The sequence below is a fragment of the Olleya sp. Hel_I_94 genome, from assembly GCF_007827365.1.
In the GTDB taxonomy this organism is placed as follows: domain Bacteria; phylum Bacteroidota; class Bacteroidia; order Flavobacteriales; family Flavobacteriaceae; genus Olleya.
Genome location: NZ_VISI01000002.1, coordinates 2,860,439 through 2,887,224, shown reverse-complemented (window position 1 = coordinate 2,887,224; position 26,786 = coordinate 2,860,439). Strand labels below are relative to the sequence as shown.

The following is a 26,786-nucleotide window of genomic DNA, read 5'->3' as shown; positions in this document are numbered from 1 at the left end:
GCCCTTAAAACTTAAGTTTTAAGGGCTTACAATAGTATAACAAACTAGTACTTAGTTTTTGTTTTGCTGCTTAAAGTTATCAAACTCACTAGCCTTCATTTCTCTTGGCCAAGAATTGTTAGACGTGTCAACATCTGCAGTTTCTAATTTAGGATCTACAGTAATGCTTACAATCTCTTTTTCTGTTGCTAACGTTTTACTTACTTCTTTATCATTAAGTCTCCAGATTTGTGCTGGATACGTTTCTGTTTTAGATGTACCATCAGCATAAGTATACTCAACTATAATTGGCATCACTAATCCTCCTGGCTTTTCAAAAGTTACTTTATAAAAGAATTTTGGTTCTTTTATTTTAGCACGCTCTTCAGCTGTAAAGTTATCCATTACATACTCATTTAAAGTAGTAGAGTTTTCTAGAGCAGACTTTCCTTTTAAGTTAGTATCAAAATCATCCGCACCTTCTTCTACAAAAAATACTAAAGGTGGTAAGTCACTTAACTTCATCCCTCTTTGCTCAGCCATTTTTTTAATTTCAGCATTTGGCTCGTTAGACACAAAGTATTTTTTAACTTCTTTAACACCTATGTCTACGTAGTCTGTTGTATAAAACCAACCTCTCCAGTACCAATCTAAATCAAAAGCTGAAGCATCTTCCATTGTACGGAAAAAATCTTCTGGTGTAGGGTGTTTAAACATCCATCTGTTAGAGTATTCTCTAAATGCATAATCAAATAATTCTGGTCCCATTACAGTTTGACGTAAAATATTAAGTGCTGTTCCTGGCTTACCGTATGCATTATTACCAAATTGGTAAGTATTTAATCCTTTAGTCATAATTGGAGCAATGTAATCTTGATCTCCACCCATATATCTTACAATGTTTGCTGCTGGTCCACGACGTGATGGATATGCTGTTTGTCCTTCAGATAAAGCATCTGGATACCATTTTCCAAAATCTTGTTCTGCTACATATTGTACAAATGTGTTTAAACCTTCATCCATCCAAGTCCATTGACGCTCGTCACTATTTACAATCATAGGAAAAAAGTTATGTCCTACTTCATGAATAATTACAGACATCATTCCAAATTTAGTTCTGTCACTATAGTTTCCATCTTTATCAGGACGACCATAATTCCAACAGATCATTGGATACTCCATTCCTTGCTCTTTAGCATGAACAGATATTGCTTTGTGGTAAGGATAATCAAAAGTCATACGAGAGTAAGACTTTAAAGTACTTGCTACTGCTTTTGTTGACCAGTCTTCCCATAATGGGTTTCCTTCTTTACCATATAATGATACTGCCATAACATCTTTATTACCAATCTTAACACTCATCATGTCCCAGATGTAACGTCTTGATGTAGCAAAACCAAAGTCACGTACATTTTCTGCATATAACTTCCATGTTTTAGTTTTAGTTGCTTTTGTGCTTAGTTTAGCAATTGCTTCATCTTGAGTTACAATTACTACAGGCTCATCATAAGATTTTTGTGCTTTTTCATAACGTTTCATCATTTCTTTTGAAAACACATCTTTTCTATTAGTCAACTTTCCTGTACCATCTAAAATATGATCTTCTGGAACTGTAATGTTTACTTCAAAGTTTCCGAAAGGTAATGCGAACTCATCACGTCCCCAAAACTGAGAATTTTGCCATCCTTCGACATCATTGTAAACAGCCATTCTTGGGTAAAACTGAGCGATAACGTATGCTCTGTTATCATCTTCTGGAAAATACTCGTAACCAGAACGACCTCTCCCATTTACGTGGTCATTAATATTATACCACCATTTGATTGAAAACGAAAAAGATTCTCCTGATTTTAAAACAGAAGGCATCTCTACACGCATCATTGTTTGGTTGATCATATGCGGTAATGCATTACCTTTAGTATCTTTTACTTCTTGGATGTTAAATCCACCATCAAAAGCTTCGGTTAAATATTTGTTTGCAAAGTTACCAGGTGTATCTGCTGGTTGTGCTGCGTCATCTTGAATTAATGGTGTTAAAGATGTTTTAGCACGCATGTTTTGATCCAACTGTACCCATAAATAATTTAAATTATCTGGTGAGTTGTTGGTGTAGGTTATGGTTTCAAAACCATAAAGTTTTGCGTTTTTATCATCCAATTGGATGTCCATTTTGTAATCTGCTTGTTGTTGGTAGTACGCAGAACCTGGAGCACCTGATGCTGCTCTGTACATGTTTGGTGTTGAAAACTCGTCATACAACTGTTTAAACTTGTTGTTGTTGGTATGACCTGGTTGACGTTCTTTCTTTTCATTTTGGTCCTGTGCAAAAGCACTTACGGACAAAAATAAAGCTGAAAGAAATAGATACTTTAGTTTTTTCATTGTGATAGTTTGTTACTTTAAGAACGTGAATTTAACAAAAATTAACGTTGTTTAAAATCTTTGTTAAAAGTTTAACAAACCTTTATCTTTCTCTGCTATCAACACAAAGGTTTTATTTTTGTCGTTAATATTGGTGCGTACAATGTTTTTTTGATCGTCAAATAGATCAAACAACACTTTATTTTTTATTTCAAAACTCTTGATTGATGCAATGTTTTCTATTTCTAGATAACAATACATTATATCGTCATCATATTTTTTTCCTATAAATGTTATTTTTTTTGGCTCATCATTTATCGAAATTTCAATTTTTTCTAACAAATACTTTTTAACGTATTGATTGATAACCTCCTCGTTACCACCATTATTTAAAGTAATATTACTATCGTAACGTTTACGTATTAATTTTTCAAAATCGTCTACAAAAATTCTTGAAATAATTTGAAGTGATTGTTTCTCTTTTACGTATTCAATTTGCGTGATACTTACATAGTATTTGTGCACTGATGTAAATGATAATAGCGCAAATACGGTTATAAATAAAAGCTGTTTTAGTGTTTTCATAAGTATAATGTAGTTACAAATCTAATGGATTAATGGCAAAAAGTATTCCAAATAATTATTTATTCTTTAGTGTTTAAATTTGTTTTGTATTGGTCTAACTTCTTTTGAAAAAAAGCTAAAGCATCTAAATTACTTTTGCTACAAACACTTCTAAAGTCTGGATCTTCTTGTACAAAGTAAAAAAAATCTATATGGTGTTTTTTGTCTAAAGCATTGTCTTTAAAAAAAGCTTCTTTTAGGTCGTTTTTAAGTCTTACCAATAAGGCATCATCATTTTCTAGTCTTACAATTTCTTTTAGCTTTTTAGTACGACCTGATATACCGTTTAACAATGGATTTAATGGTATAAAACCTCCTCCTGTTGTTGCTTCATGTAAGACTCTTTCGGCAGATGTTTTTTGTTTTCCTTGGTATCCAGGTATGCCTACGTCATAAAAATTGATTACTGGTTTAGCCTCTAGAAGCAACAAATCGTCTTCTAAATTTCCTGACAAAGACCTTTTTAAAAAAACTTCGTCTAATTGATTGGTTTGTAATTTTAAAGTAACTGCTATTGTTTTTGAAGTTATATCCTCTTGACTAACTACTTTGGTTAGTAATGTATATTGTACTGCAGAAAATATAATGGTATCGTTTAATTTAGCCTTGATAACAAAGCTTCCGTCTTTGCTTGATGTTGCATTAGTTAAAGAGGTTTTATTTAATATATGAATACTTTCAATATCGTCTTCAGCAGTGATTGTCCCATTTAGCTCAACAGTCTGAGCGTGTATCATTTGAAACATCACAAATAACATGAAACATAAAAAAAACCTATTTTTTTTCAACTTTCTCTTTTAAAAAGTTTTTGCTTTCTGTATTAAGATGCTCTATTAATTGCATTTCGTTACCTTTATTCAATAAATTAACATCAAAATTATTACTTTCAACATAAGCCATAAAGGCTTCTACTTTAGCTTCCGGAATATTAAAATTGTCTGTAAAATATTTATGATCATAAGTATCACTTAAAGTTGAAGATTGGTATAAAACCTCTTTGGTCTCCTTTTTATTTTTATTTTTTTTACTAAAAATCAAATCTACTAAGCTACCTAAAATTAACATTCCGTTGGCTTGGTATCGCAATCTATCGTTCTGACTCATAGCTGCTAAATTTTCTACTTTACTATATTCGTCATCAGCAAACTCGTAAAGACTAATATCACCAATTCCAAAATAAATAGCGTCTAAATCTGGATTAAAGGTTTCGACGTTTGCAATGTCTTCATCTAAAATTCCGGACAAATCGTATGGCAAAATAACAACCTCATCCAGCTTATTAATTTGTTCTACTAAAAAGACATTCATTTGTTTAGAGTCTAAAACCTCCTGAGCGACCAACACCGTAAAATCTTTAAATTGTAAAGCCGAAATACTAATTTTATCATTAAGTTTTGCACTAATAGTAAACTCTCCGTCGGCATTAGTTACTGTTCCTTTATTTGAAGACGAATTATAAATGGTTATGCCTTCTAAATCTGGAGACGCGACAATAACCTTACCTTTAAGCTCGACTCTGGTGCTGTCTTGAGCATTAGCAAAACTAAAAGCTAAAAGAAAAAATGCAATAATATATGATTTCATGTTGGTTGATTTTAGGTAAATTAAAAACTTTTAGACTAAATTATTATGTTAAGCATCTATAATCTTTTGTTAAAAGCTTCTAATACCTAAATTTACAAAAACTAAAATTATGAAGCAATTAATAATCGCAAGTACTTCAACCCTTCATTCTGGTCAATATTTAGACTATTTATTAGACGATTTAAAAATTCATTTTAAAAATATAGACGACATTGTTTTTATACCTTATGCGAGACCAAGTGGTATAACGCATGATGAATACACAAAAAAAGCAGCAAAAGCTTTTTCTAAAATTGGTATTACAGTAAAAGGATTACACGAGTTTAAAAATCCAGTAGAAGCTATTACTACTGCTAAGGGTATTTTTACAGGTGGCGGAAATACCTTTGTTTTAGTTAATGCGTTGTATAAATTTAAGTTGATCAATCCCTTAAAAGCTGCTGTTAAAAACGGAACCCCTTATTTAGGTACAAGTGCTGGAAGTAACATATGTGGTCTAACCATGTGTACTACCAATGATATGCCAATTGTTTATCCGCCAAGTTTTAAAACACTAAGCTTTGTGCCATTTAATATTAACCCTCATTATTTAGATCCAGATCCTTCAAGTAAACATATGGGAGAAACTAGAGAAACTAGGATAAAAGAGTTTCATAAATTTAACACACAACCGGTTGTTGGACTTAGGGAAGGTAGTTGGTTAGAAGTAAAAGGGCAATCTATTCAATTAAAAGGTGTGTTAAATGCTAGAGTTTTTGAACATGGAAGTGAGCCTTATGAAATTGAAACAGACACTTTTTTAAATGAATTAAAATAAAACTAAAGTATGAACTTTATTGAAAGCTAACTTTAAACCCTATAGAATACAGTTAGATGATATAGAATAAATAACATCTAACTGTATTCCAAAAAAAAAGCTCCATCGTTATGATGAAGCTTTTGAGCGAGAGACCAGGTTCGAACTGGCGACATTCAGCTTGGAAGGCTGACGCTCTACCAACTGAGCTACTCTCGCATTTCCGGTGGCAAAAATAGTACTAATTGTTAGATTAACAAGTATTATTTCAATTTTTATTTTGTTTTTTATCGATTATTTTAAACACTTCATCGATACATAAAACGCAAAGGACTGTTTTTACGTAGATATAGAGTTATAAAACATATGTTTACATAAAAAACCCCCTTAGATGAAACAAATTCTACTAATTCTGACAATCCTAATCACGACAAATGCTTTAGCCCAAGTCAAGATTGGTGATAATCCTCAAAACATTGACCAAAATTCAGTACTTGAATTAGAAAGCACAACCAAAACGCTTGTCGTTACAAGGATTACAACTGCACAAATGAATGCTATCACACCTCTTGAAGGTGCATTAGCCTATAACACTGATGAAGATTGTTTATTTCAGTTTAATAATAATGCATGGAATAGTCTATGTGTTGATGTCATGGCTAGTGAAACGGTTACTTCAATTGTATCTAATAATGATGGCACACTAACGTATACAGACGAATCTGGAACAAACACTATAATTTCTTTAAGTGATGCAGATGCAGATGCAACTAATGAATTACAAACAGTAGAATCTACTGATGGTTCTGTAGCTGTAACTGCTAATGGTAATGACTATGATTTAAGCGTTACTCCTTTTGATGATACCGCTTTACAATCTCAAATCACAGAAAATGCTGATGATATTGATGCTATTGAAGCAGAACAAATCACGCAAAACACTGCTATTACTGACAATACTACAAACATTACAACAAATACTGATAGTATTGATGCTTTAGAAACTGAACAAACAATTCAAAACACTGCTATTACTGCTAATGAAACTGCAATAGCGGATCATATTACTGCTGATGAAGACATTGATGCAACTAATGAATTACAAACAGTAGAATCTACTGATGGTTCTGTTGCTGTTACTGCTAATGGTAATGACTTTGATTTAAGCGTTACACCTTTTGATGATACCGCTTTACAATCTCAAATTACAGAAAACGCTGATGATATTGATGCAATTGAAGCGGAACAGATTACTCAAAACACAACTATAGCTGACAATACTGCAAACATTACAACTAACACAGATAGTATTGATGCTTTAGAAGCTGAACAAATAACGCAAAACACAGCAATTACTGCTAATGAAACTGCAATTGCGGATCACATTACTGCTGATGAAGATACTGATGCAACTAATGAAATTCAAACAGTAGAATCTACTGATGGTTCTGTTGCTATTACGGCTAATGGTAATGACTTTGATTTAAGCGTTACTCCTTTTGATGACACTGCACTTCAATCTCAAATCACAGAAAACGCGGATGATATTGATGCTCTTGAAGCAGAACAGATTACTCAAAACACAACTATAGCTGACAATACTGCAAACATTACAACTAACACAGATAGTATTGATGCTTTAGAAGCTGAACAAATAACTCAAGACACAGCAATTACTGCTAACGAAACTGCAATAGCGGATCATATTACTGCTGATGAAGACACTGATGCAACTAATGAATTACAAACAGTAGAATCTACTGATGGCTCTGTTGCTATTACGGCTAATGGTAATGACTTCGATTTAAGTGTAACACCTTTTGATGATGCTGCATTGCAATCTCAAATCACAGAAAACGCTGATGATATTGATGCAATTGAAGCAGAACAAATCACGCAAAACACAACTATTGCTGACAATACTGCAAACATTACAACTAACACAGATAGTATTGATGCTTTAGAAGCTGAGCAAATAACGCAAAACACTGCGATTACTGCTAATGAAACTGCAATAGCAGATCATATTACTGCTGATGAAGATACTGATGCAACCAACGAATTACAAACAGTAGAATCGACTGATGGTTCTGTTGCTGTTACTGCTAATGGTAATGACTTCGATTTAAGTGTAACACCTTTTGATGATGCTGCATTGCAATCTCAAATCACAGAAAACGCTGATGATATTGATGCAATTGAAGCAGAACAAATTACGCAAAACACAACTATTGCTGACAATACTGCAAACATTACAACTAACACAGATAGTATTGATGCTTTAGAAGCTGAACAAATAACTCAAGACACAGCAATTACTGCTAATGAAACTGCAATTGCGGATCACATTACTGCTGATGAAGATACTGATGCAACTAATGAGCTTCAAGATCTTTCACTAAACGGTCCAGAATTAGTTTTATCTAATCCCGCAACTGCTGATAACGCTGTAGATTTAACAGGACAAATTACGTTACCAATGTTTGCAGATGGAGTAAATGCTAATGACGAAATTTACTGGGATGGTTCACAATGGGTTTATGGTCCAAGAGTAGCAACAGTAAACGGAAGTGTTCCGGACGAAAGCGGTAATGTAAATATCCCAATTGGAAACGTATATACTGGACCAACTACTTCAACAGGAGATTTTGACACCATTGAAATTGGTGGAACACCACAAGAAGGAGATATATATGTAGTAAACAGCGACTCTCCAGATCCAGCTCAAGTAGGAAACACTTACATATATGATGCAGATAATATGGAATGGATTGCAATTGATCCTTTTAACGCAGCGCTATATGATCCTAGATATGTAAACGTAACTGGAGATACTATGGTTGGAAATCTAGACATGAATGGAAATACCGTTACTGATCTTGGAAACCCTATTAATGCAACTGATGCAACCCCTAAGTCTTATGTAGATAACATTCAATTAATTGATAACAATAACGGGACATTTAGCTTAATTAAACCTGATGGAACTATTGATATAGTTAGTAAAGCTACTTTAACAGAAAACACAGATGGAAGTTTCACATTTGATAATAATGATGGAAACCCGATTACTTTCGACATTTCTTCATTAGAAACGACGACTTCTCTTACTGATAACGGAAATCAAACTTTTACTTATATAAATGAAGACAATGTCTCTACTACGTTTTCTATAGCTGATAATGATAATGATGCAACTAACGAATTACAAACAGTAGAATCTACTGATGGTTCTGTTGCAGTAACTGCTAATGGTAATGACTTCGATTTAAGCGTAACTCCTTTTGATGATACCGCTTTACAATCTCAAATCACAGAAAATGCTGATGATATTGATGCTCTTGAAGCAGAACAGATTACTCAAAACACAACTATAGCTGACAATACTGCAAACATTACAACCAACACAGATAGTATTGATGCTTTAGAAGCCGAACAAATAACTCAAGATACTGCTATTACTGCTAACGAAACTGCAATAGCGGATCATATTACTGCTGATGAAGACATTGATGCAACTAACGAATTACAAACAGTAGAATCGACTGATGGTTCTGTTGCTGTTACTGCTAATGGTAATGACTTTGATTTAAGCGTAACTCCTTTTGATGATACCGCTTTACAATCTCAAATCACAGAAAACGCGGACGATATTGATGCTATTGAAGCTGAGCAAATCACGCAAAATACTGCTATTACTGCTAATGAAACTGCAATTGCGGATCATATTACTGCTGATGAAGATACTGATGCAACTAATGAAATTCAAACAGTAGAATCTACTGATGGTTCTGTTGCTGTTACTGCTAATGGTAATGACTTCGATTTAAGCGTTACACCTTTTGATGATACCGCTTTACAATCTCAAATTACAGAAAACGCTGATGATATTGATGCAATTGAAGCGGAACAGATTACTCAAAACACAACTATAGCTGACAATACTGCAAACATTACAACCAACACAGATAGTATTGATGCTTTAGAAGCTGAACAAATTACGCAAGACACTGCGATTACTGCTAACGAAACTGCAATAGCGGATCATATTACTGCTGATGAAGATACTGATGCAACTAACGAATTACAAACAGTAGAATCTACTGATGGTTCTGTTGCTGTTACTGCTAATGGTAATGACTTTGATTTAAGTGTAACACCTTTTGATGATGCTGCATTGCAATCTCAAATCACAGAAAACGCGGATGATATTGATGCTCTTGAAGCAGAACAGATTACTCAAGATGCAGCTATTACTGATAATACTGCAAACATTACAACTAACACAGATAGTATTGATGCTTTAGAAGCTGAACAAATAACTCAAGACACAGCAATTACTGCTAACGAAACTGCAATAGCGGATCATATTACTGCTGATGAAGACACTGATGCAACTAACGAATTACAAACAGTAGAATCTACTGATGGTTCTGTTGCTGTTACTGCTAATGGTAATGACTTCGATTTAAGCGTTACACCTTTTGATGATGCTGCATTGCAATCTCAAATCACAGAAAACGCGGATGATATTGATGCTCTTGAAGCAGAACAGATTACTCAAGATGCAGCTATTACTGATAATACTGCAAACATTACAACCAACACAGATAGTATTGATGCTTTAGAAACTGAGCAAATCACGCAAAACACTGCTATTACTGCTAACGAAACTGCAATAGCGGATCATATTACTGCTGATGAAGACATTGATGCAACTAATGAAATTCAAACAGTAGAATCTACTGATGGTTCTGTTGCTGTTACTGCTAATGGTAATGACTTTGATTTAAGCGTTACACCTTTTGATGACACTGCACTTCAATCTCAAATCACAGAAAACGCTGATGATATTGATGCTATTGAAGCAGAACAGATTACTCAAAACACAACTATAGCTGACAATACTGCAAACATTACAACCAACACAGATAGTATTGATGCTTTAGAAGCTGAACAAATTACGCAAGACACTGCGATTACTGCTAATGAAACTGCAATAGCGGATCATATTACTGCTGATGAAGATACTGATGCAACTAATGAAATTCAAACTGTAGAATCAACTGATGGTTCTGTTGCTGTTACTGCTAATGGTAATGACTTTGATTTAAGCGTAACTCCTTTTGATGATACTGCATTGCAATCTCAAATCACAGAAAACGCAGACGATATTGATACTATTGAAGCAGAACAGATTACTCAAGATGCTGCTATTACTGACAATACTTCAAACATTACAACTAACACAGATAGTATTGATACTTTAGAAGCTGAGCAAATAACGCAAAATACTGCGATTACTGCTAACGAAACTGCAATAGCTGATCACATTACTGCTGATGAAGATACTGATGCAACTAATGAAATTCAAACAGTAGAATCGACTGATGGTTCTGTTGCTGTAACTGCTAATGGTAATGACTTTGATTTAAGCGTAACTCCTTTTGATGATACCGCTTTACAATCTCAAATCACAGAAAACGCTGATGATATTGATGCTATTGAAGCTGAACAAATCACTCAAAACACAACTATAGCTGACAATACTGCAAACATTACAACCAACACAGATAGTATTGATGCTTTAGAAGCTGAACAAATAACTCAAGACACAGCAATTACTGCTAATGAAACTGCAATAGCGGATCATATTACTGCTGATGAAGATACTGATGCAACTAATGAAATTCAAACAGTAGAATCGACTGATGGCTCTGTTGCTGTTACTGCTAATGGTAATGACTTTGATTTAAGCGTAACTCCTTTTGATGATACCGCTTTACAATCTCAAATCACAGAAAACGCTGATGATATTGATGCAATTGAAGCAGAACAGATTACTCAAAACACAACTATAGCTGACAATACTGCAAACATTACAACTAACACAGAAAGTATTGATGCTTTAGAAACTGAACAAATAACGCAAAACACAGCAATTACTGCTAATGAAACTGCAATAGCGGATCATATTACTGCTGATGAAGACATTGATGCAACTAATGAAATTCAAACTGTAGAATCAACTGATGGTTCTGTTGCTGTTACTGCTAATGGTAATGACTTTGATTTAAGTGTTACTCCTTTTGATGATGCTGCATTGCAATCTCAAATCTCAGAAAATGCTGATGATATTGATGCTTTAGAAACTGAACAAATAACTCAAGACACAGCAATTACTGCTAATGAAACTGCAATTGCGGATCACATTACTGCTGATGAAGACACTGATGCAACTAATGAAATTCAAACAGTAGAATCTACTGATGGTTCTGTTGCTATTACGGCTAATGGTAATGACTTTGATTTAAGCGTTACTCCTTTTGATGATACCGCTTTACAATCTCAAATCACAGAAAACGCTGATGATATTGATGCTATTGAAGCTGAACAGATTACTCAAAACACAACTATAGCTGACAATACTGCAAACATTACAACCAACACAGATAGTATTGATACTTTAGAAGCTGAACAAATAACTCAAGACACAGCAATTACTGCTAATGAAACTGCAATAGCGGATCATATTACTGCTGATGAAGACATTGATGCAACTAATGAAATTCAAACATTATCTATTAGTGGACAGGATGTCACTCTTAGTAATGGTGGAGGAACAATCAATATACCTGTAACATCAGGACCTGAAGGACCTCAAGGTGCTCCAGGGGTTGATGGTGTAGATGGTGCAACTGGTCCACAAGGTCCTCAGGGTATTCCAGGAACTGATGGTGCTGATGGTGCAACTGGTCCACAAGGTCCTGTTGGTCCTTCAGGTACATATATTGGACATTTTATAATCTCTGCAACAGGAAATCAAACAATCACTGGTCTTCCTTTTCAACCTTCTCAAATTAGCTTTCAAGCATATCCTAATGTAGAAAGTGAAAATATAAATGCTGATAATGGCTTAGGAAATAACAATAATGGATTTAATAATTCTTTTGGATCTATGACGGGATATGTTAGAGGTACGACGCAACAAGTTATATATGTTGGAGGTAGTGGTTCTTCAATTAACGATATCTCTCGTTACGCTTCAAGTTCTCATTGTATTGGAATAAGGTACTCTAATAATAACGGAGATAATTTAGGACTAACTTCAGCTAGTTTTGTTTCATTTAATCCTACTGGGTTTACTGTAAATGTAGATAATAGAACTGAAAACATACTTGTAATCTTCACAGCATATGAATAAGTTACATCACATTATAATAGTGTTAGCGATTTTATTTTCTCAAAATGGAAATACACAAACTGCATTTCACAATTTTGGAAACGTTCAAATACACAACCAAGGAGAAATTGGATTTCATACTAATCTAGAAAATGATGGCGCATTTAATGAAAACTTAGGAGTTGCTGGATTTTACAACGAAGACAATCCGTTAACCATTTCAGGAACTAGCATTCCAAGGTTTTATGATATGGAAGTTGCGGTTGACAATCATTTATTTTTAGAGATTAGTACACAAGTAACAAATGGCTTAGACTATTTAATTGGAGACATTATTACACCACGTGAAACTCCAGAAGTTTCGCTTGAATACTTTGACAATGCCATTTATACACTAGAAGATGACCTAAGACATGTCGACGGTTATGCTACAGTAATTAGCACTGAAGCCTTCAACTTTCCTATAGGACAAGATGATAAACTTAGACCGTTAATTACTCCGTCTCAATTAGCATTAGAAAAATTTACTGCAGCTTATTTTAATGAAGACCCTAACTTCCCTTCTACTTTCAGCAACACCTTTGACACAAACAATTCTGAGGGAATTATAAATGCTGTCAGTACTGAAGAATTTTGGGACTTTAATGGACGTACAGCAACTTATATCACATTAACTTGGGACCAAGAAAGCCAAATAAACAACTTAGTTACGGATCTTATAAATTTAAGAGTTGTTGGTTGGAGTAAGACTGAAAACAGATGGCTAGACCTTGGTAATTCCGCAACAACTGGAACCCTTAATAATGGTACTATAAATTCATTTGTTTTTACTCCTGAAGATTATGAAATTATAACTTTTGGAGCCTTAATTGGTAGCGATGGACTAACGGTCTACAATGGTATAAGTCCAAATAATGATGGATTAAATGAAAACTTTATAATAGAAGGTGTCGAGTTATTTAAAAATAATCTACAAATTTTTAACCGTTGGGGAAGAATTGTCTACGAAACCGAAAATTACGATAATACCTTTAATGGCGTATCTAATAAAACTGTAGTTGGTAATCAAGGCGAAAAATTACCTGTGGGCACTTATTTTTACGTATTAAAACTTACCGATGACAACAAGAGTTATTCAGGATATATTTATATAACTTATTAAAATCTAGAAGTATTATACAATAAAACTAATACCCTTTGCCATAATGAATTTATGCAAAGGGTGTTTTTTTATAATGCTTGAGTTTTTAATTCTGTAAAGCAAAAAGCCATAGCTATAATTTAAGTCAAAATTAGTTAATTTTGACATGTGACTTTCACAAGATTAATAGACTTAACGATATGCAACCTAACTTAAATCAGATTATAAATACCGATATAATTATAAAACAAATTTCTGGTAAAGCAACCATACCTATTAGACATGCTGTACTAAGACACGGAAAACCTATTGAAGCCTGTTATATTCAGCAAGATGATTTAGAAAACACATATCATTTTGGATTGTATTACAAAAACAATTTAGTTGCTGTAAGCACATTTGTTGCGGATTGCTCTCCTTTATTTAATGATAAAACACAATACAGACTGCGCGCTATGGGTGTTTTAGAAAACTATCAAGGCAAGCATTTTGGCAAACAGCTACTAAATTATGGCGTTCAGTTTTTACAAACTAAGAAAATTGATAGACTATGGTTTAATGCCAGAATTAAAGCTTTAAATTTTTATAAAAACAATGGTTTTGAAACTATTGGAGAAATTTTTGACATCCCAAAAGTTGGACCACATTACGTCATGCACAAATCTATAAAATGAAAAAAAACACACTATTAAACTTTATAGTATTTATTGTAATTTCAATAGCTACACTACCACAACTTGCATTTAATCAATCTAGTATTTCTGAACAAGAATTAATAGGAAAAGGTAACCCTCAATTATTTGGAAACGGATATAATCTAAGAGAAGAAGCCCATTTAGCCTTTAAAAAAATGCAAGCTGCAGCTTTAAAAGACGGAATTAGTATTGGTACAGTTTCAAGTTACAGAAGTTTTGCGCATCAAAAACGCATTTGGGAACGCAAATTTAAAAGCAATAAAGCAAAAGGATTATCTAGTCATGATAATATCAAAAAAATAATAGAATACTCTACAATTCCTGGGACATCACGTCATCATTGGGGAACAGATATTGATATTTACCAAACCAATGTTAAGCAGCCAAACAATGTTTTGTTGCCTAAAAACTATCATAACAATGGTCCATATTGTAAGCTAAAAGAATGGATGGATACTAACGCTTCTACTTACGGTTTTTATGTAGTATATACTGACAATGCTAATCGTAAAGGCTTCAAATACGAACCTTGGCACTTTAGCTACAAGGCACTTTCAACTCCATATTTAAAAGCATACAAAAACTTAAATATCACAGAAATATTAAAAACTGAAGGATTATCCGGAATCGATTCATTTACAGCAGATTTCATCAACAAATACATCTCTCAAAATATTTTAGATATTAACCCAGAACTTTTGTAAATTGTAGCATTAACACATTGATATAATGAGAGGAAACTTAAAAGGACGACTATTAATTGGCTTATGTATTGCTGCTTTTTTCGGTTTTAAATATTGCAGTCAACAAGAAATAAATCCTTACACAGGAAAAAAACAAGCCATATCCATGACACCAGATCAAGAAATCCAAATGGGATTACAAAGTCGCGATCAAATGGCTGCTCAACATGGTGGTTTATATGCCAATGAAAACTATCAAGCTTTAGTAGACAATGTTGGAAACAAGCTAGTTAACAACAGTATTGCTAAGGACACACCTTATAAATATGAATTTCACTTACTAGCAGATCCAAATACCATTAATGCATTCGCATTACCAGGAGGACAAATATTTATCACATACGCCTTATTTTCTCAATTAGAAAACGAGGACCAATTAGCTGGCGTTTTAGGTCACGAAATTGGTCACGTACTAGGAAAACATAGCGCAGAACGTATTGCAAATTCTGAGCTTTGGCAAGGTCTATCAACTGCTGGATCTGTAGGTGCTGATGCTGGAGGATTTATACAACAGTACGGAATGACAAAATTACTAACCAATGGTCGTGATGATGAGTTAGAAAGCGATGATTTAGGTGTACGTTTTATGCTTCGTGCAGGCTATAATCCAGAAGAAATGATAGATGTAATGGAAATTTTAAAACGTGCTGCAGGACCTAACAGACAACCAGAGATGCAAAGCACACATCCTGACCCAGACAACCGCATTGAACATATTAGAGCGTCTATTAAAAAGTATAGTCTTAACTAAAACGATATAGTAAATAAGCCTTAAAGTCCTGCAATTGCAGGACTTTTGTTTTTATATTTGTATAAACAAAATCTAATAAAATGAACAAAAAAGTAATCTTAATGATTTTAGATGGTTGGGGTAAATCTCCTGACCCAAAAGTCTCTGCAATAGATAATGCTAACACACCTTTTATAGATAGTTTATATCACAATTACCCAAATGCGCAATTACGCACAGACGGATTACATGTTGGCTTACCAGAAGGTCAAATGGGTAACAGCGAAGTTGGTCATATGAATTTAGGTGCAGGACGCATAGTCTACCAAGATTTAGCTAAAATTAACTTAGCAATTGATAATAATACATTAGCACAAGAACGCGTCTTAATTAACGCTTTTAATTACGCTAAAGCGGAAAATAAAAATGTTCATTTATTAGGGTTATTAAGTGATGGTGGAGTCCACTCTCACATTAATCATTTAAAAGGACTTATTACTGCAGCAGAAGCTTCTGGTGTAAAAAACACTTATATTCATGCCTTTACAGATGGTCGTGATGTAGATCCAAAATCAGGAAAAGGGTTTGTTCAAGACATCGAAGATTTCACTCTAAACACTAATACAAAACTTGCTAGTTTAACAGGTCGTTACTATGCAATGGACCGTGATAATCGTTGGGAACGCATTAAATTAGCATACGATGCTTTAGTTAATGGTACAGGAGAAATATCAAATAACTTACCACAAAGTGTGCAGCATAATTATGATGCAGATATTACAGACGAATTTATTAAACCAATCATAAAATCAAATGCTAAAGGGCTTCCGTTAACTACCATTAAAGAAGACGATGTTGTTATCTTTTTTAATTTTAGAACAGATCGTGGACGCGAACTAACAGATGCGTTATATCAAAATGACCATCATGAGCAGAACATGCATAAATTGAAATTGTACTACGTGACAATGACAAATTATGGTGATGCTTTTACAGGAATTAATGTGGTGTTTGATAAAGATAATATTACTGAAACCTTAGGTGAAGTATTAGAAAAACACAATAAAACACAAATAAGAATTGCCGAAACTGAAAAATATCCTCACGTAACATTTTTCTTTTCTGGAGGACAAGAAACGCCTTTTAAAGGAGAAAGTCGCATCTTAAAAAATTCGCCTAAAGTTGCAACTTATGACTTAAAACCAGAAATGTCTGCGTTTGAGTTAACAGATGCTTTAGTCCCAGAATTAGAAAAAGAAACTACGGATTTTGTTTGCTTAAATTTTGCAAATGGTGATATGGTAGGTCATACAGGCTCTATGCCTGCTGCAATACAAGCTTGTGAGGTTGTGGACAAATGTGTAGAAAAAGTGGTGACTACTGCTTTAGCGCATGGCTACACAACGTTACTAATAGCAGATCATGGTAATTGCGAAACAATGATTAATCCTGATGGATCACCAAATACAGCACATACCACTAATCCAGTGCCACTTATTTTAATTGATAAAGAATTAAAAACAATTAAAGATGGTGTTTTAGGTGATATGGCTCCAACCATTTTAAAATTAATGGGTGTAGAACAACCAAAAGCAATGACTTGTCATAGTTTAGTGTAGCAAAAATTCAATATTAAATCTCAATAAACGTTCTATTATAATTGATAGGACGTTTTTTTGTTTCAAAAATTAAAACTAAATCAAACATTTATAATGTTTTAGTATTACTTAACACCTCTTTCTTTTTATTTGTTTTAAAGTGAAATAAAATTCATTCTCCTCTTAAAACAAGAGGAGAGCTAAAAAACACCTCGATTTATAATACACCTTATTTTGCTCATACGTCAGTTCGAGTGCTTTTTGAGGCACGAAAAAAGTGTATCGAGAACTCCGTTATAATTAATTTTGAGTTTCATTCTAATTGAAGTACCACTATTAAGATTACCCTTTACTTTATCAATAATTATTGTATTTTTGGATTCAATTTTTATATTAAATGAAGCTTTCCAAAGGACTTATAATTGCAGTAGATTTTGACGGAACCATAGTAGAAGACGCATATCCAGGTATTGGACAAGAACGTCTTTTTGCTTTTGAAACCTTAAAACGCCTGCAAGCTGATGGTCATCGCTTAATTTTATGGACTTACAGACACGGAAAAAAACTTGACGAAGCTGTTGCTTATTGCGAAGAAAATGGAATCACGTTTTATGCTGTAAACCAAAGTTTTCCTGAAGAAACCTTTAACAATGAAGTAAGTAGAAAAATCCACGCAGACCTATTTATAGACGACCGTAATATTGGTGGTATATTAGGTTGGGGAGAAATCTATCAGATGTTAACTAACGACACTCCCCAAATACCTAAACCAAAGAAAAAAAGTTGGTTTAAATTTTAATACTTTATTAAATCAAAATATTGCCTATCAATCAGTTCTCTATGATCTGGATGTGCAATATTAACTAATGCTTTGACACGTTCTTTTATGGTTTTTCCATATAAATTAGCAACACCATATTCTGTAACTACATAATGCACATGCGATCGTGTTGTAACTACGCCTGCTCCAGGTTTTAATGTAGGGACAATTCTGCTAATTCCATTTTTAGTAACCGATGGTAGTGCTATAATTGCTTTTCCGCCATCACTTAAAGATGCACCTCTAATAAAGTCCATTTGCCCTCCTACTCCAGAATACATATGTGCACCAATACTATCTGCACAAACTTGACCTGTAACATCAACTTCAATTGCACTATTAATAGCTACCATTTTAGGATTTTGTTTAATAATGGACACATCATTAGTATAGTTTGATGCTCTCATTTCTACAAAAGGATTATCGTCAACATAATCATACAAACGTTGTGATCCAACTAAAAAGGTAGATAAAGCACGACCTCTATTAATAGCTTTGTAGTTTCCGTTTATTACATTTTTTAAAATTAAGTCAATTACACCATCCGAAAACATTTCGGTATGCAACCCTAAATCTTTATGGTTTGTTAATCTAGTCAACACAGCATTTGGTATAGATCCTATTCCCATTTGTAAAGTGCTTCTGTCTTCGATTAAATTAGCCACATAATCACCTATAGTATTTTCTATAGCATTTGGTAACACCATGTCATGTCCAGGTAAAGGTTGATGACTTTCAACAAACGTATCAATTTCTGACACATGTATAATTCCTGCTCCATGTGTTCTTGGCATAAATTTATTTACTTGAGCAATAACTGTTGTTGCATTATCAATTGCTGCTAAAGTAGCTTCAACAGAAACACCTAAAGAGCAATACCCATGTTTGTCTGGTACAGATACGTGTATAAAAGCCACATCCAAATTAATAATGTTTCTTTTAAACAAAACAGGTAATTCACTTAAAAAAACAGGCGTATAAGATCCATTTCCTGCTCTTAAGGTATGTCTCACATTTTTTCCTATAAAAAAAGAATTAACATGAAAACTGTCTTTTAATTCTGGGTTAGCGTAAGGTGCTTCTCCTTCGGTATGTAAGTGACAAACCTCTACATGCCTTAACTCTTCATGCCTTTTAGTCATCGCCTGAATTAACGACTGAGGTGCAGCAGCTGCAGCCTGAATATAAACACGATCATTAGATTTTATAACTTTTACAGCGTCTTCTGCTGTGACTGATGTAAACATAATTTTAAAATTTAGAGTACAAAAATAATACATCAAAATACTTTAAAACCTGCTAAATGTCATGTCTTCAAAATAAAATAAGCAGTTTATTTTAATTATATTTGCACATATTTTTTTTAACCATGATTATAGTAAAAACAAAAGAAGAAATAGAATTAATGCGCGCAGCTGCATTAGTTGTTTCTAAAACATTAGGTGAAGTTGCTAAAGCAGTAAAACCAGGTGTTACCACTTTACAATTAGATAAAATTGCTGAAGAGCACATCAGAGATTTAGGTGCTGTTCCAGGATTTTTAGGATTATACGATTTTCCTAACACCTTATGTATGAGTCCAAACTCTCAAGTGGTGCATGGTATTCCTAATAATACGCCTTTAGAAAATGGAGACATTATATCTATAGATTGTGGTTCAATTTTAAATGGTTACTATGGTGATCACGCCTATACTTTTGCTGTAGGTGACATTGATCCTGAAACCGAAAAATTACTACAAGTGACTAAAGAGTCTTTATACGTTGGTATTAAAGAATTAAAAGTTGGTAATCGCGTTGGAGATGTTGGTTATGCCATTCAAAAATATTGCGAAGATCATGGCTATGGCGTTGTACGTGAATTGGTAGGTCATGGTTTAGGAACTAAAATGCATGAAGATCCAGAAATGCCAAACTACGGTAAACGTGGTCGTGGTAAAAAATTTATAGAAGGTATGGTTGTGGCTATTGAGCCTATGATTAACCTTGGCACGCAACGTATTAAACAACATAGAGATGGTTGGACAATTACCACATTAGATGGTAAACCAAGTGCGCATTTTGAGCATGATGTTGCTATCGTAGATGGTAAACCTGAGTTGTTATCAACCTTTGCCTATATTTATGATGCTTTAGGTATTGTTAGTAACGAAGAAGATGAATTTAGACAAAACCCTTTAGTTCTATAATTTAAAATGATGTCCATTAGTTATTTAGAAGATCAGCTTCAGCCTTTAAGACAAGCATTAAATACCCACAAATTATATTCTGTTTTATCAAACATTGAGGATATTAAGGTGTTTATGGAACAACATGTGTTTGCTGTTTGGGATTTTATGTCGTTATTAAAAGCGCTTCAAAATCAATTAACTACAACAACTTTACCTTGGATTCCTGTTGCAAATCCATCCATTGCTAGATTTATAAATGAAATAGTTTTAGGTGAAGAAAGTGATATAAATGAGTTAGGCCAAGCAAAAAGCCACTTTGAAATGTATCTAGAAGCGATGCAACAAGTTGGAGCTAATACTATTCAAATTGATTATTTAATGGCGCAATTACAAAGTGGATTTTCAATTGACGAAGCTTTAAAAACAGTGCAGTTAAATCCTGAAACTTTAGCGTTTGTAAAGTTTACATTTGAAATAATTAAAACAAATCAAGCACATAAAATAGCTGCAGCGTTTACTTTTGGTCGTGAAGATGTTATACCTGACATGTTTTTTCAGATTATAAATCAATCTAAAGCCGATCAAAATAGCTTTAACAAACTTACCTATTATTTAAATCGTCATATCGAGTTAGATGGTGATGAGCATGGTCCTTTATCTTTAAAAATGATTGAAGAACTTTGTTCTAATGATGCCAATAAATGGGACGATGTTTTAGACGTTTCTAAACAAGCATTAAACTATCGTATTAAGTTATGGGATGGTATTTACAACTTAATAACAGCACACGCAGCAGTTGAAGCTTAAGTCCTTTGAAAAAACTATTTAAACTTATATTAAATCTAATACCTAGACCTTTACTAATAAGGCTTAGTTACGTAGTACGTCCTATTCTAGCTTTTTTTTTAAAAGGAGATACGTTTACAGACCCAATTGATGGCAAAAGCTTTAAAAGCTTTTTACCATATGGTTATGGTACACAACGCAATAATGTCTTGTCTCCTTCTACCCTAAGTTTAGAGCGTCATAGGTTATTATGGTTATACTTACAAAACGAAACCGATTTTTTTACAAATCAAAAAAAGGTACTACATTTTGCACCAGAGCAATGTTTTTTAAAACGTTTTAGAGCCTTAGACAATATTGATTATACAACAACAGATTTATTATCTCCAATTGCAGATGTTAAAGCAGACATTTGTAATCTTCCGTTTGAGGATAACAGTTATGACATTATTTTATGCAACCATGTGCTAGAACATATTCCGGATGACACTAAGGCTATGCAAGAGTTATATCGTGTTATGAAACCTGGTGGTTATGGCATATTTCAAATTCCGCAGGATTTGACTAGACAAACTACTTTTGAAGACAATACCATTACTGATAAAAAAGAACGTGCTGAAATTTTTGGCCAATACGACCATGTACGTGTCTATGGATACGACTACTTTAATAAACTTAGAGACATTGGTTTTATGGTGAATGAAGTAGATTATACTGGCAAACTTTCCGCGAAAGCGATAGAAAAATACTGCTTAGCAAAAGGCGAAATTATTCCTGTCGTTTATAAAAAACAATAATCTAACATTATAAATTATGACTTCACAAATATTAATTGCAACAGGTGCTGTATTTGGTATGCTATCTGTTATTTTTGGAGCATTTGGAGCACATGCTTTAAAAAAGATTTTAACCACTGATCAATTACATAGTTTTGAAGTTGGCGTTAAATACCAAATGTATCACGCTATTGTTTTATTAGCTATTGGCTATGGTCAAGGACCAATGACTGCTGCTATTTATTGGTGTTTTGTTATTGGAATACTACTGTTTTCGTTTAGTATTTACGGTTTAATTTTATCTGATGCTAAAGGTAAAAAATTAAAATTTTTAGGTCCTATCACACCTATTGGTGGTTTACTTTTAGTGACAGGTTGGTTGTTATTGATAGTTAATATATTTTAAAACAAAAAAGGCTACTTAGATGTAGCCTTTTTTGTTTTAGTCTTCTTTGATTACGATATCAAATTAACAACAATCTGCTGCTCAGTAACACCTCCAAAACCGTCGGAAGCCACAACTACAATAGTATCCTCTCCTCCTACAAATAAATTATAGTCTATAACATAAGTCAACGCAGATAAGTTATCGGATAACAAATCTCCATTTAAAAAAATTGCATAAACGACGTCCTGATTATCGGGATCTAGAGATGCAGTCCAATTAAAAGTTATACCATCTGCTGTAGCGACACCTTCTGTTAAGGTAAAAGCACTTGGATTATTATTTACTTGTGCTTGATCGTCGTCTGCATTACAATTAAATAGCAATACAGTTAAACATAATAACATTAGGGTTTTAAAGTTTTTCATAATTAGTTAAATTTTTAGATTATTAGTGACGTCTTTATTAATGATAGGAACTGTCACACGATTCTGCTGTTTTAGGACAACTTGCTTTATGCTGATCTCTTAATTTCCAAACTCTGAGTGTTTTTTGACCTTCAGGACTTTGCCAGTAGGCATCGTTTTTAGTCTTAATGTACTCCGCATATTTTTTACCTTCAGCTTTTACAATCTCTAAATCTGCTTCTTCTTTAGCAGTTGTTGTGTGAGCTGCTTGTTTTGCTTTCATTGCCACTAAATAATCGGTAATCATTTTTTTATTATCCTGAGACATCAATGCTTTATACTCTGGTGCTTTGGTATAATCTACTTCGGACTTTGTGTTTAAAGCAACGTCTTTTACTTTACTTAAAAATTTGCCAAACTTTTTCTTCTTTTTCTTTTTTGCTGGTTCTTCTCCTTCTGGTGTTGTACCTTTTAATACATAAACACGACTAATTTCTCCAAATTCTGTTTTACTTTTAAAATCTTTAATAAAAAACACGTAGTTGCCTATTGCCACATAACCTTCATAATACCCATTATGAAAAGCAATAGAGGTAAATGGGTAGTTAATGAAATCTATATAGGTTTGTTTAGTCATGTCCTGCCAATATTTGACAGATTGCTCTCCATCTTCTGAAATAGATAAGATTTCTATACCACAAGGGATATTTTCGTGTCTTCTTATTTTTATCTGAACTTCTTCTGGCTGTCTTCCTGGATTAAGATGTGCGTAAAGCTTGCCTTTATTATCTTTTCTAATAGCTCCATATTCTAAATAGGTTATACTATCTCCATGTTTTTCTAAATTTTCAAAGATTGTGTTTTGAGCAAATGTACTTGTAGTTACTAATGCAATAAAAAATAAAATAATGTACTTCATAATATATTTGTTTCTGGTTTGATACAAATATGGAGCGATTATAGTAATCCATTTTCTGCTTTTTTGTGAATGGTAAGGTTTTATTAATGAATAGCAACAAAAAAAAGGAAAGCCAAATTGACTTTCCTTTTTTTTAAAATTAATAGATAGCTTTATTCTTTAATAAATCGCTTTACATGTTTATTTCCGTTAACATCCATAATCTTAATTAGATAGACACCGTTTGAAAGATTAGAAACATCTACAGTTTTAGAGTTGGTTTTAATAACTTGTTTTCCTAGTAATGAATAGACAGATATATTAGCAATAGCTGATGCTGTTTTTATATTTAAGGTAGATTTTGTTGGGTTTGGGTATAGTGATATTGAGCTAGATTGAATTTGAAAATCTTCTATGTTTAATGTAAAATTAGTACACTCTGAATCTAACTGATAAAATTCGGTAATTGAATTTTTAAAAGAATTACTTTGACTAAATGAAGGGTCATCAACAAAAACACAAGTCAGATTAGGCGAGCCAATCGTTTCTATATATAAATTATTGGCCACATTGGTTCCTGTTCTTAAATCAATATTTGCTAGAGAATTACCACTAACGTAAATATAGTTTACATCCAAATTTGAAGAAAAATCTAAATTACCTAAGTTATGTACATATTGGGCTTCAAAATATTGCAAATTAGTAATAGTTGATACATCAATATTTGTTAACCCTGTATAACTTACTACAATGGAAGTCGCTAATTTTAATCCATCGATATTTAAAGTCATTAATGGATTATTACTAATGTATATATTGGTTAAGTATTTATGCGCTCTCAGGTCCATGTTAGAGATATTATTATTATCTAAATCTAAACTAGTTATATATGCAAATGCTTGTAAACCCTCTATGCTTTGGATCCCGTTAAACCCTAAGTAAGCACCTCCTGTAAAACTTTTAGCTTCAGACACTTGTATTTCGGAATCACCATTACTATTTATAACTATATTATTTAATAAACTAGTCTTAAGTGACGTATCTGGAATATTAACAATTGCTGTATCACAATCAAGAGAAAAAATTGTGTATGCGTTAACATTGGTCCAATTTGTCTGACTGTAACTGACATTATCAACTTCTACACAGTATAAAGCGTAGTTGTTTGACACATTAAAATTAGCATTACTAATAGCATTATTATTTGTGTTTTTAATGTTTAAACTTACTAAATTATTGTTTTGAGCTTGTAAACTTGTTAATGCAATATTGGATGATAAGTCTAAAGTTTCTAAATTATTATTACTAATATCTAAACTGGTAATATTTACAAATGCCTCGATACCTTGACTATTACTTATATCTAAATTAGATACATTAATAGCTCCTGTATAATTTATGGCTTCAGCAGTTTGTATATCATTATCTCCATTAGTGTTGATGGCTGGATTAGATACCAAGTTTGATTTTAAATTAGCATCTGGAATATCTACTACCAATCCATTATTATACAACGCATTTACTTCGGCAGCTGTAATTTTACGCTCAAAATAATAAATGTCATCCATTACTCCGTCGTATCTATTATTACCAGTTGTACCACCTGTTAAAGCATTATATAAATCGCCACTATTTAACATTCCAACTTCCTGAACACCGTTAAAAGGCACAGTCGTTAAAACAAAGTCTAGTTGTAGGACATTATCAATGTACAATTGCTTGATATATTGTTGATCAACACCATCATTTTCCTTTCCGACAATAGCTACAATATGGTGCCAATTATTATCTAAAACGTTACTAGCTATATATTGGTTGTCTGGAAAACTACCACAAGAAAATCCATAGGAACAAAAATACCCAGTCCTATAAAATATAGAATTACCTGTTAGTCCTAAAATCCAACCATTTTCTTGAACATTATCGTATTGATGAAATAAAATACCATCTGTAGTCGATTTGATCCAAAAACTTAAAGATAGTTGGTTACCAGAATAACCAGAACGATTGGGCATTACACCCATGTTATAATGTCCATTATTTAAGTCGACAGAGGAATTTGAATTACCAAAACGGTCATCTACAAAAGTTGGAGTCCCATAACCTGTATTAACAACCAAATTATAATTACTACCTACTTGGTTGGTTATATCACCATTTGTAAAGGAATAGTGCTTAGTTGCATCTGATGGGAATTGCGCAAAAGCATAACCACTAACAAGAAGCAATACATAAAGTAATTTTATTCTCATAATATATTTAATTTTAAAATTATGGAACAAAAATGCTAAACTATAGCCTTTAATTTTTTAACTTTTTAGTGAATGGTAAGTATTTGTAAATGAATGGTTATTTTAAAATACACGATTAATAATATCCATAAATTCATCTTTACGGTCTCGTGCAATTGGAATGCTTTTATTATTACTCATTATAACTTGAAGACCATCTTTTTTAGTGATCTCTGTCATGTACTTAAGATTAATTAAATACGATCTATGCGGTTTATAAAACAACGGTTTATTACTTAATTGCTCAGTAAAATGTTTTAGCGTTTTACAAATTAATTCTGTTTTACCATTTTGCAAAAACACTTTAGTGTATACTCCATCTGCTTCAAAAAACAAGATATCTTCATGCGAAACAAATCGTATTCCTTTTGGGACTTCTAAAGCTATTTTATTTAATGCTAGTTGTTGAAAATTACGTTCTAAATTAAGTAATTTTTCTTTTATAAAATTTTCTTCTAAACTATCAGACGCTTTATTTATAGCTGTTTTTAATTCGTCAATATCAATTGGTTTTAGTAAATAATCTACAGCTGATAACTTAAACGCATCAATCGCATAATGTCCGTAAGCAGTCGTAAAAATGATTTGAAAATTAATAGTATCATTTTTAAAGAACTCTAAAATTTGAAGTCCAGAATGGTTAGGCATTTCTATATCTAAAAACACAACGTCTGGTTGTTCTGCTTTAATTATGGCTACACCTTCCAATAAATTTTCTGCATCAAAAACGGTTACAATTTCTGGACACTCCTCTTCTATCAAGGTTTTTAAAATACGTCTAGCTCTTTTTTCGTCGTCTATAATTATCGCTTTCATGGT

21 protein-coding genes and 1 tRNA gene are annotated in these 26,786 nt (G+C 33.0%); 12 read left to right on the top strand and 10 right to left on the bottom strand.

Annotated features, from left to right (window positions below; all coding sequences use genetic code 11):
* Positions 1-51: 51 nt before the first annotated feature.
* From JM82_RS16010 to JM82_RS15995, 4 genes are all read right to left on the bottom strand, one after another.
* Complete coding sequence (locus JM82_RS16010) at positions 52-2,361, bottom strand: M1 family metallopeptidase (RefSeq protein WP_145006427.1); 2,310 nt, start codon at positions 2,359-2,361, stop codon at positions 52-54.
* 63 nt (positions 2,362-2,424) lie between these two features.
* Positions 2,425-2,925 (bottom strand): DUF6702 family protein, encoded by a 501-nt coding sequence (locus JM82_RS16005; protein WP_145006424.1) that lies wholly within the window; start codon positions 2,923-2,925, stop codon positions 2,425-2,427.
* A gap of 59 nt (positions 2,926-2,984) precedes the next feature.
* Positions 2,985-3,701: a hypothetical protein gene (locus JM82_RS16000; RefSeq protein WP_145006421.1), complete on the bottom strand. Its 717-nt coding sequence runs from the start codon at positions 3,699-3,701 to the stop codon at positions 2,985-2,987.
* A 37-nt stretch (positions 3,702-3,738) separates the two neighbouring features.
* Positions 3,739-4,548, bottom strand: coding sequence for a carboxypeptidase-like regulatory domain-containing protein (locus JM82_RS15995; protein WP_145006418.1), 810 nt, complete (start codon positions 4,546-4,548; stop codon positions 3,739-3,741).
* A gap of 109 nt (positions 4,549-4,657) precedes the next feature.
* Here JM82_RS15995 and pepE point away from each other — a divergent pair, with 109 nt between their 5' ends.
* Entirely contained in the window at positions 4,658-5,365 is a 708-nt protein-coding gene (pepE, locus tag JM82_RS15990; protein WP_145006415.1) for a dipeptidase PepE, read from the top strand.
* Between the two features lie 125 nt (positions 5,366-5,490).
* Here pepE and JM82_RS15985 read toward each other — a convergent pair.
* Positions 5,491-5,563: transfer RNA gene (locus tag JM82_RS15985), tRNA-Gly, on the bottom strand.
* Positions 5,564-5,735: 172 nt separating this feature from the next.
* Here JM82_RS15985 and JM82_RS16475 point away from each other — a divergent pair.
* The 7 genes from JM82_RS16475 (at position 5,736) to JM82_RS15950 (ending at position 18,233) form a co-directional block, all read left to right on the top strand.
* Positions 5,736-12,548 (top strand): collagen-like protein, encoded by a 6,813-nt coding sequence (locus JM82_RS16475; protein ID WP_145006412.1) that lies wholly within the window; start codon positions 5,736-5,738, stop codon positions 12,546-12,548.
* Positions 12,541-13,689 (top strand): gliding motility-associated C-terminal domain-containing protein, encoded by a 1,149-nt coding sequence (locus tag JM82_RS15975; RefSeq protein WP_145006409.1) that lies wholly within the window; start codon positions 12,541-12,543, stop codon positions 13,687-13,689. The genes JM82_RS16475 and JM82_RS15975 overlap by 8 nt, the downstream gene beginning before the upstream one ends.
* A 179-nt stretch (positions 13,690-13,868) precedes the next feature.
* Positions 13,869-14,342, top strand: coding sequence for a GNAT family N-acetyltransferase (locus tag JM82_RS15970; protein WP_145006406.1), 474 nt, complete (start codon positions 13,869-13,871; stop codon positions 14,340-14,342).
* Positions 14,339-15,067, top strand: coding sequence for a M15 family metallopeptidase (locus JM82_RS15965; protein ID WP_145006403.1), 729 nt, complete (start codon positions 14,339-14,341; stop codon positions 15,065-15,067). The genes JM82_RS15970 and JM82_RS15965 overlap by 4 nt, the downstream gene beginning before the upstream one ends.
* A gap of 22 nt (positions 15,068-15,089) precedes the next feature.
* Positions 15,090-15,857: a M48 family metalloprotease gene (locus JM82_RS15960; protein WP_145006400.1), complete on the top strand. Its 768-nt coding sequence runs from the start codon at positions 15,090-15,092 to the stop codon at positions 15,855-15,857.
* An 80-nt stretch (positions 15,858-15,937) separates the two neighbouring features.
* On the top strand, positions 15,938-17,455 hold the full coding sequence (gene gpmI / locus JM82_RS15955) for a 2,3-bisphosphoglycerate-independent phosphoglycerate mutase (protein WP_145006397.1): 1,518 nt from the start codon (positions 15,938-15,940) through the stop codon (positions 17,453-17,455).
* A 376-nt stretch (positions 17,456-17,831) separates the two neighbouring features.
* On the top strand, positions 17,832-18,233 hold the full coding sequence (locus JM82_RS15950) for a BT0820 family HAD-type phosphatase (protein WP_145006394.1): 402 nt from the start codon (positions 17,832-17,834) through the stop codon (positions 18,231-18,233).
* On the opposite strand, the gene JM82_RS15945 is transcribed toward JM82_RS15950, so the two are convergent.
* Positions 18,230-19,501, bottom strand: a complete 1,272-nt coding sequence (locus JM82_RS15945; protein ID WP_145006391.1) for an acetyl-CoA hydrolase/transferase family protein — start codon at positions 19,499-19,501, stop codon at positions 18,230-18,232. The genes JM82_RS15950 and JM82_RS15945 overlap by 4 nt on opposite strands.
* Before the next feature lie 122 nt (positions 19,502-19,623).
* On the opposite strand from JM82_RS15945, the gene map reads away from it, so the two are divergent.
* Genes map through JM82_RS15925 form a run of 4 tightly spaced genes read left to right on the top strand, consistent with a single transcriptional unit; the run spans position 19,624 to position 22,392 of the window.
* Positions 19,624-20,442, top strand: coding sequence for a type I methionyl aminopeptidase (gene map / locus JM82_RS15940; RefSeq protein WP_145006388.1), 819 nt, complete (start codon positions 19,624-19,626; stop codon positions 20,440-20,442).
* 6 nt (positions 20,443-20,448) lie between these two features.
* Positions 20,449-21,231 (top strand): DUF3050 domain-containing protein, encoded by a 783-nt coding sequence (locus JM82_RS15935; RefSeq protein ID WP_145006385.1) that lies wholly within the window; start codon positions 20,449-20,451, stop codon positions 21,229-21,231.
* A gap of 5 nt (positions 21,232-21,236) precedes the next feature.
* Positions 21,237-22,007 carry a class I SAM-dependent methyltransferase gene (locus JM82_RS15930; protein WP_145006382.1) on the top strand — a complete coding sequence of 257 codons (771 nt, stop codon included), beginning with the start codon at positions 21,237-21,239 and terminating at the stop codon, positions 22,005-22,007.
* Between the two features lie 16 nt (positions 22,008-22,023).
* Positions 22,024-22,392, top strand: coding sequence for a DUF423 domain-containing protein (locus tag JM82_RS15925; RefSeq protein WP_145006379.1), 369 nt, complete (start codon positions 22,024-22,026; stop codon positions 22,390-22,392).
* Positions 22,393-22,442: 50 nt separating this feature from the next.
* Here JM82_RS15925 and JM82_RS15920 read toward each other — a convergent pair whose 3' ends face one another.
* The 4 genes from JM82_RS15920 to JM82_RS15905 all read right to left on the bottom strand — a co-directional run bounded on the left by JM82_RS15920 (position 22,443) and on the right by JM82_RS15905 (position 26,783).
* On the bottom strand, positions 22,443-22,799 hold the full coding sequence (locus JM82_RS15920) for a hypothetical protein (RefSeq protein ID WP_145006376.1): 357 nt from the start codon (positions 22,797-22,799) through the stop codon (positions 22,443-22,445).
* Between the two features lie 37 nt (positions 22,800-22,836).
* The gene (locus JM82_RS15915; RefSeq protein WP_145006373.1) at positions 22,837-23,697 is read right to left on the bottom strand and encodes a hypothetical protein; all 861 of its coding nucleotides are present in this window, start codon (positions 23,695-23,697) and stop codon (positions 22,837-22,839) included.
* Between the two features lie 152 nt (positions 23,698-23,849).
* Positions 23,850-25,928 (bottom strand): T9SS type A sorting domain-containing protein, encoded by a 2,079-nt coding sequence (locus JM82_RS15910; protein WP_145006370.1) that lies wholly within the window; start codon positions 25,926-25,928, stop codon positions 23,850-23,852.
* A gap of 102 nt (positions 25,929-26,030) precedes the next feature.
* Positions 26,031-26,783, bottom strand: coding sequence for a LytR/AlgR family response regulator transcription factor (locus JM82_RS15905; RefSeq protein ID WP_145006367.1), 753 nt, complete (start codon positions 26,781-26,783; stop codon positions 26,031-26,033).
* Positions 26,784-26,786 lie beyond the last annotated feature (3 nt).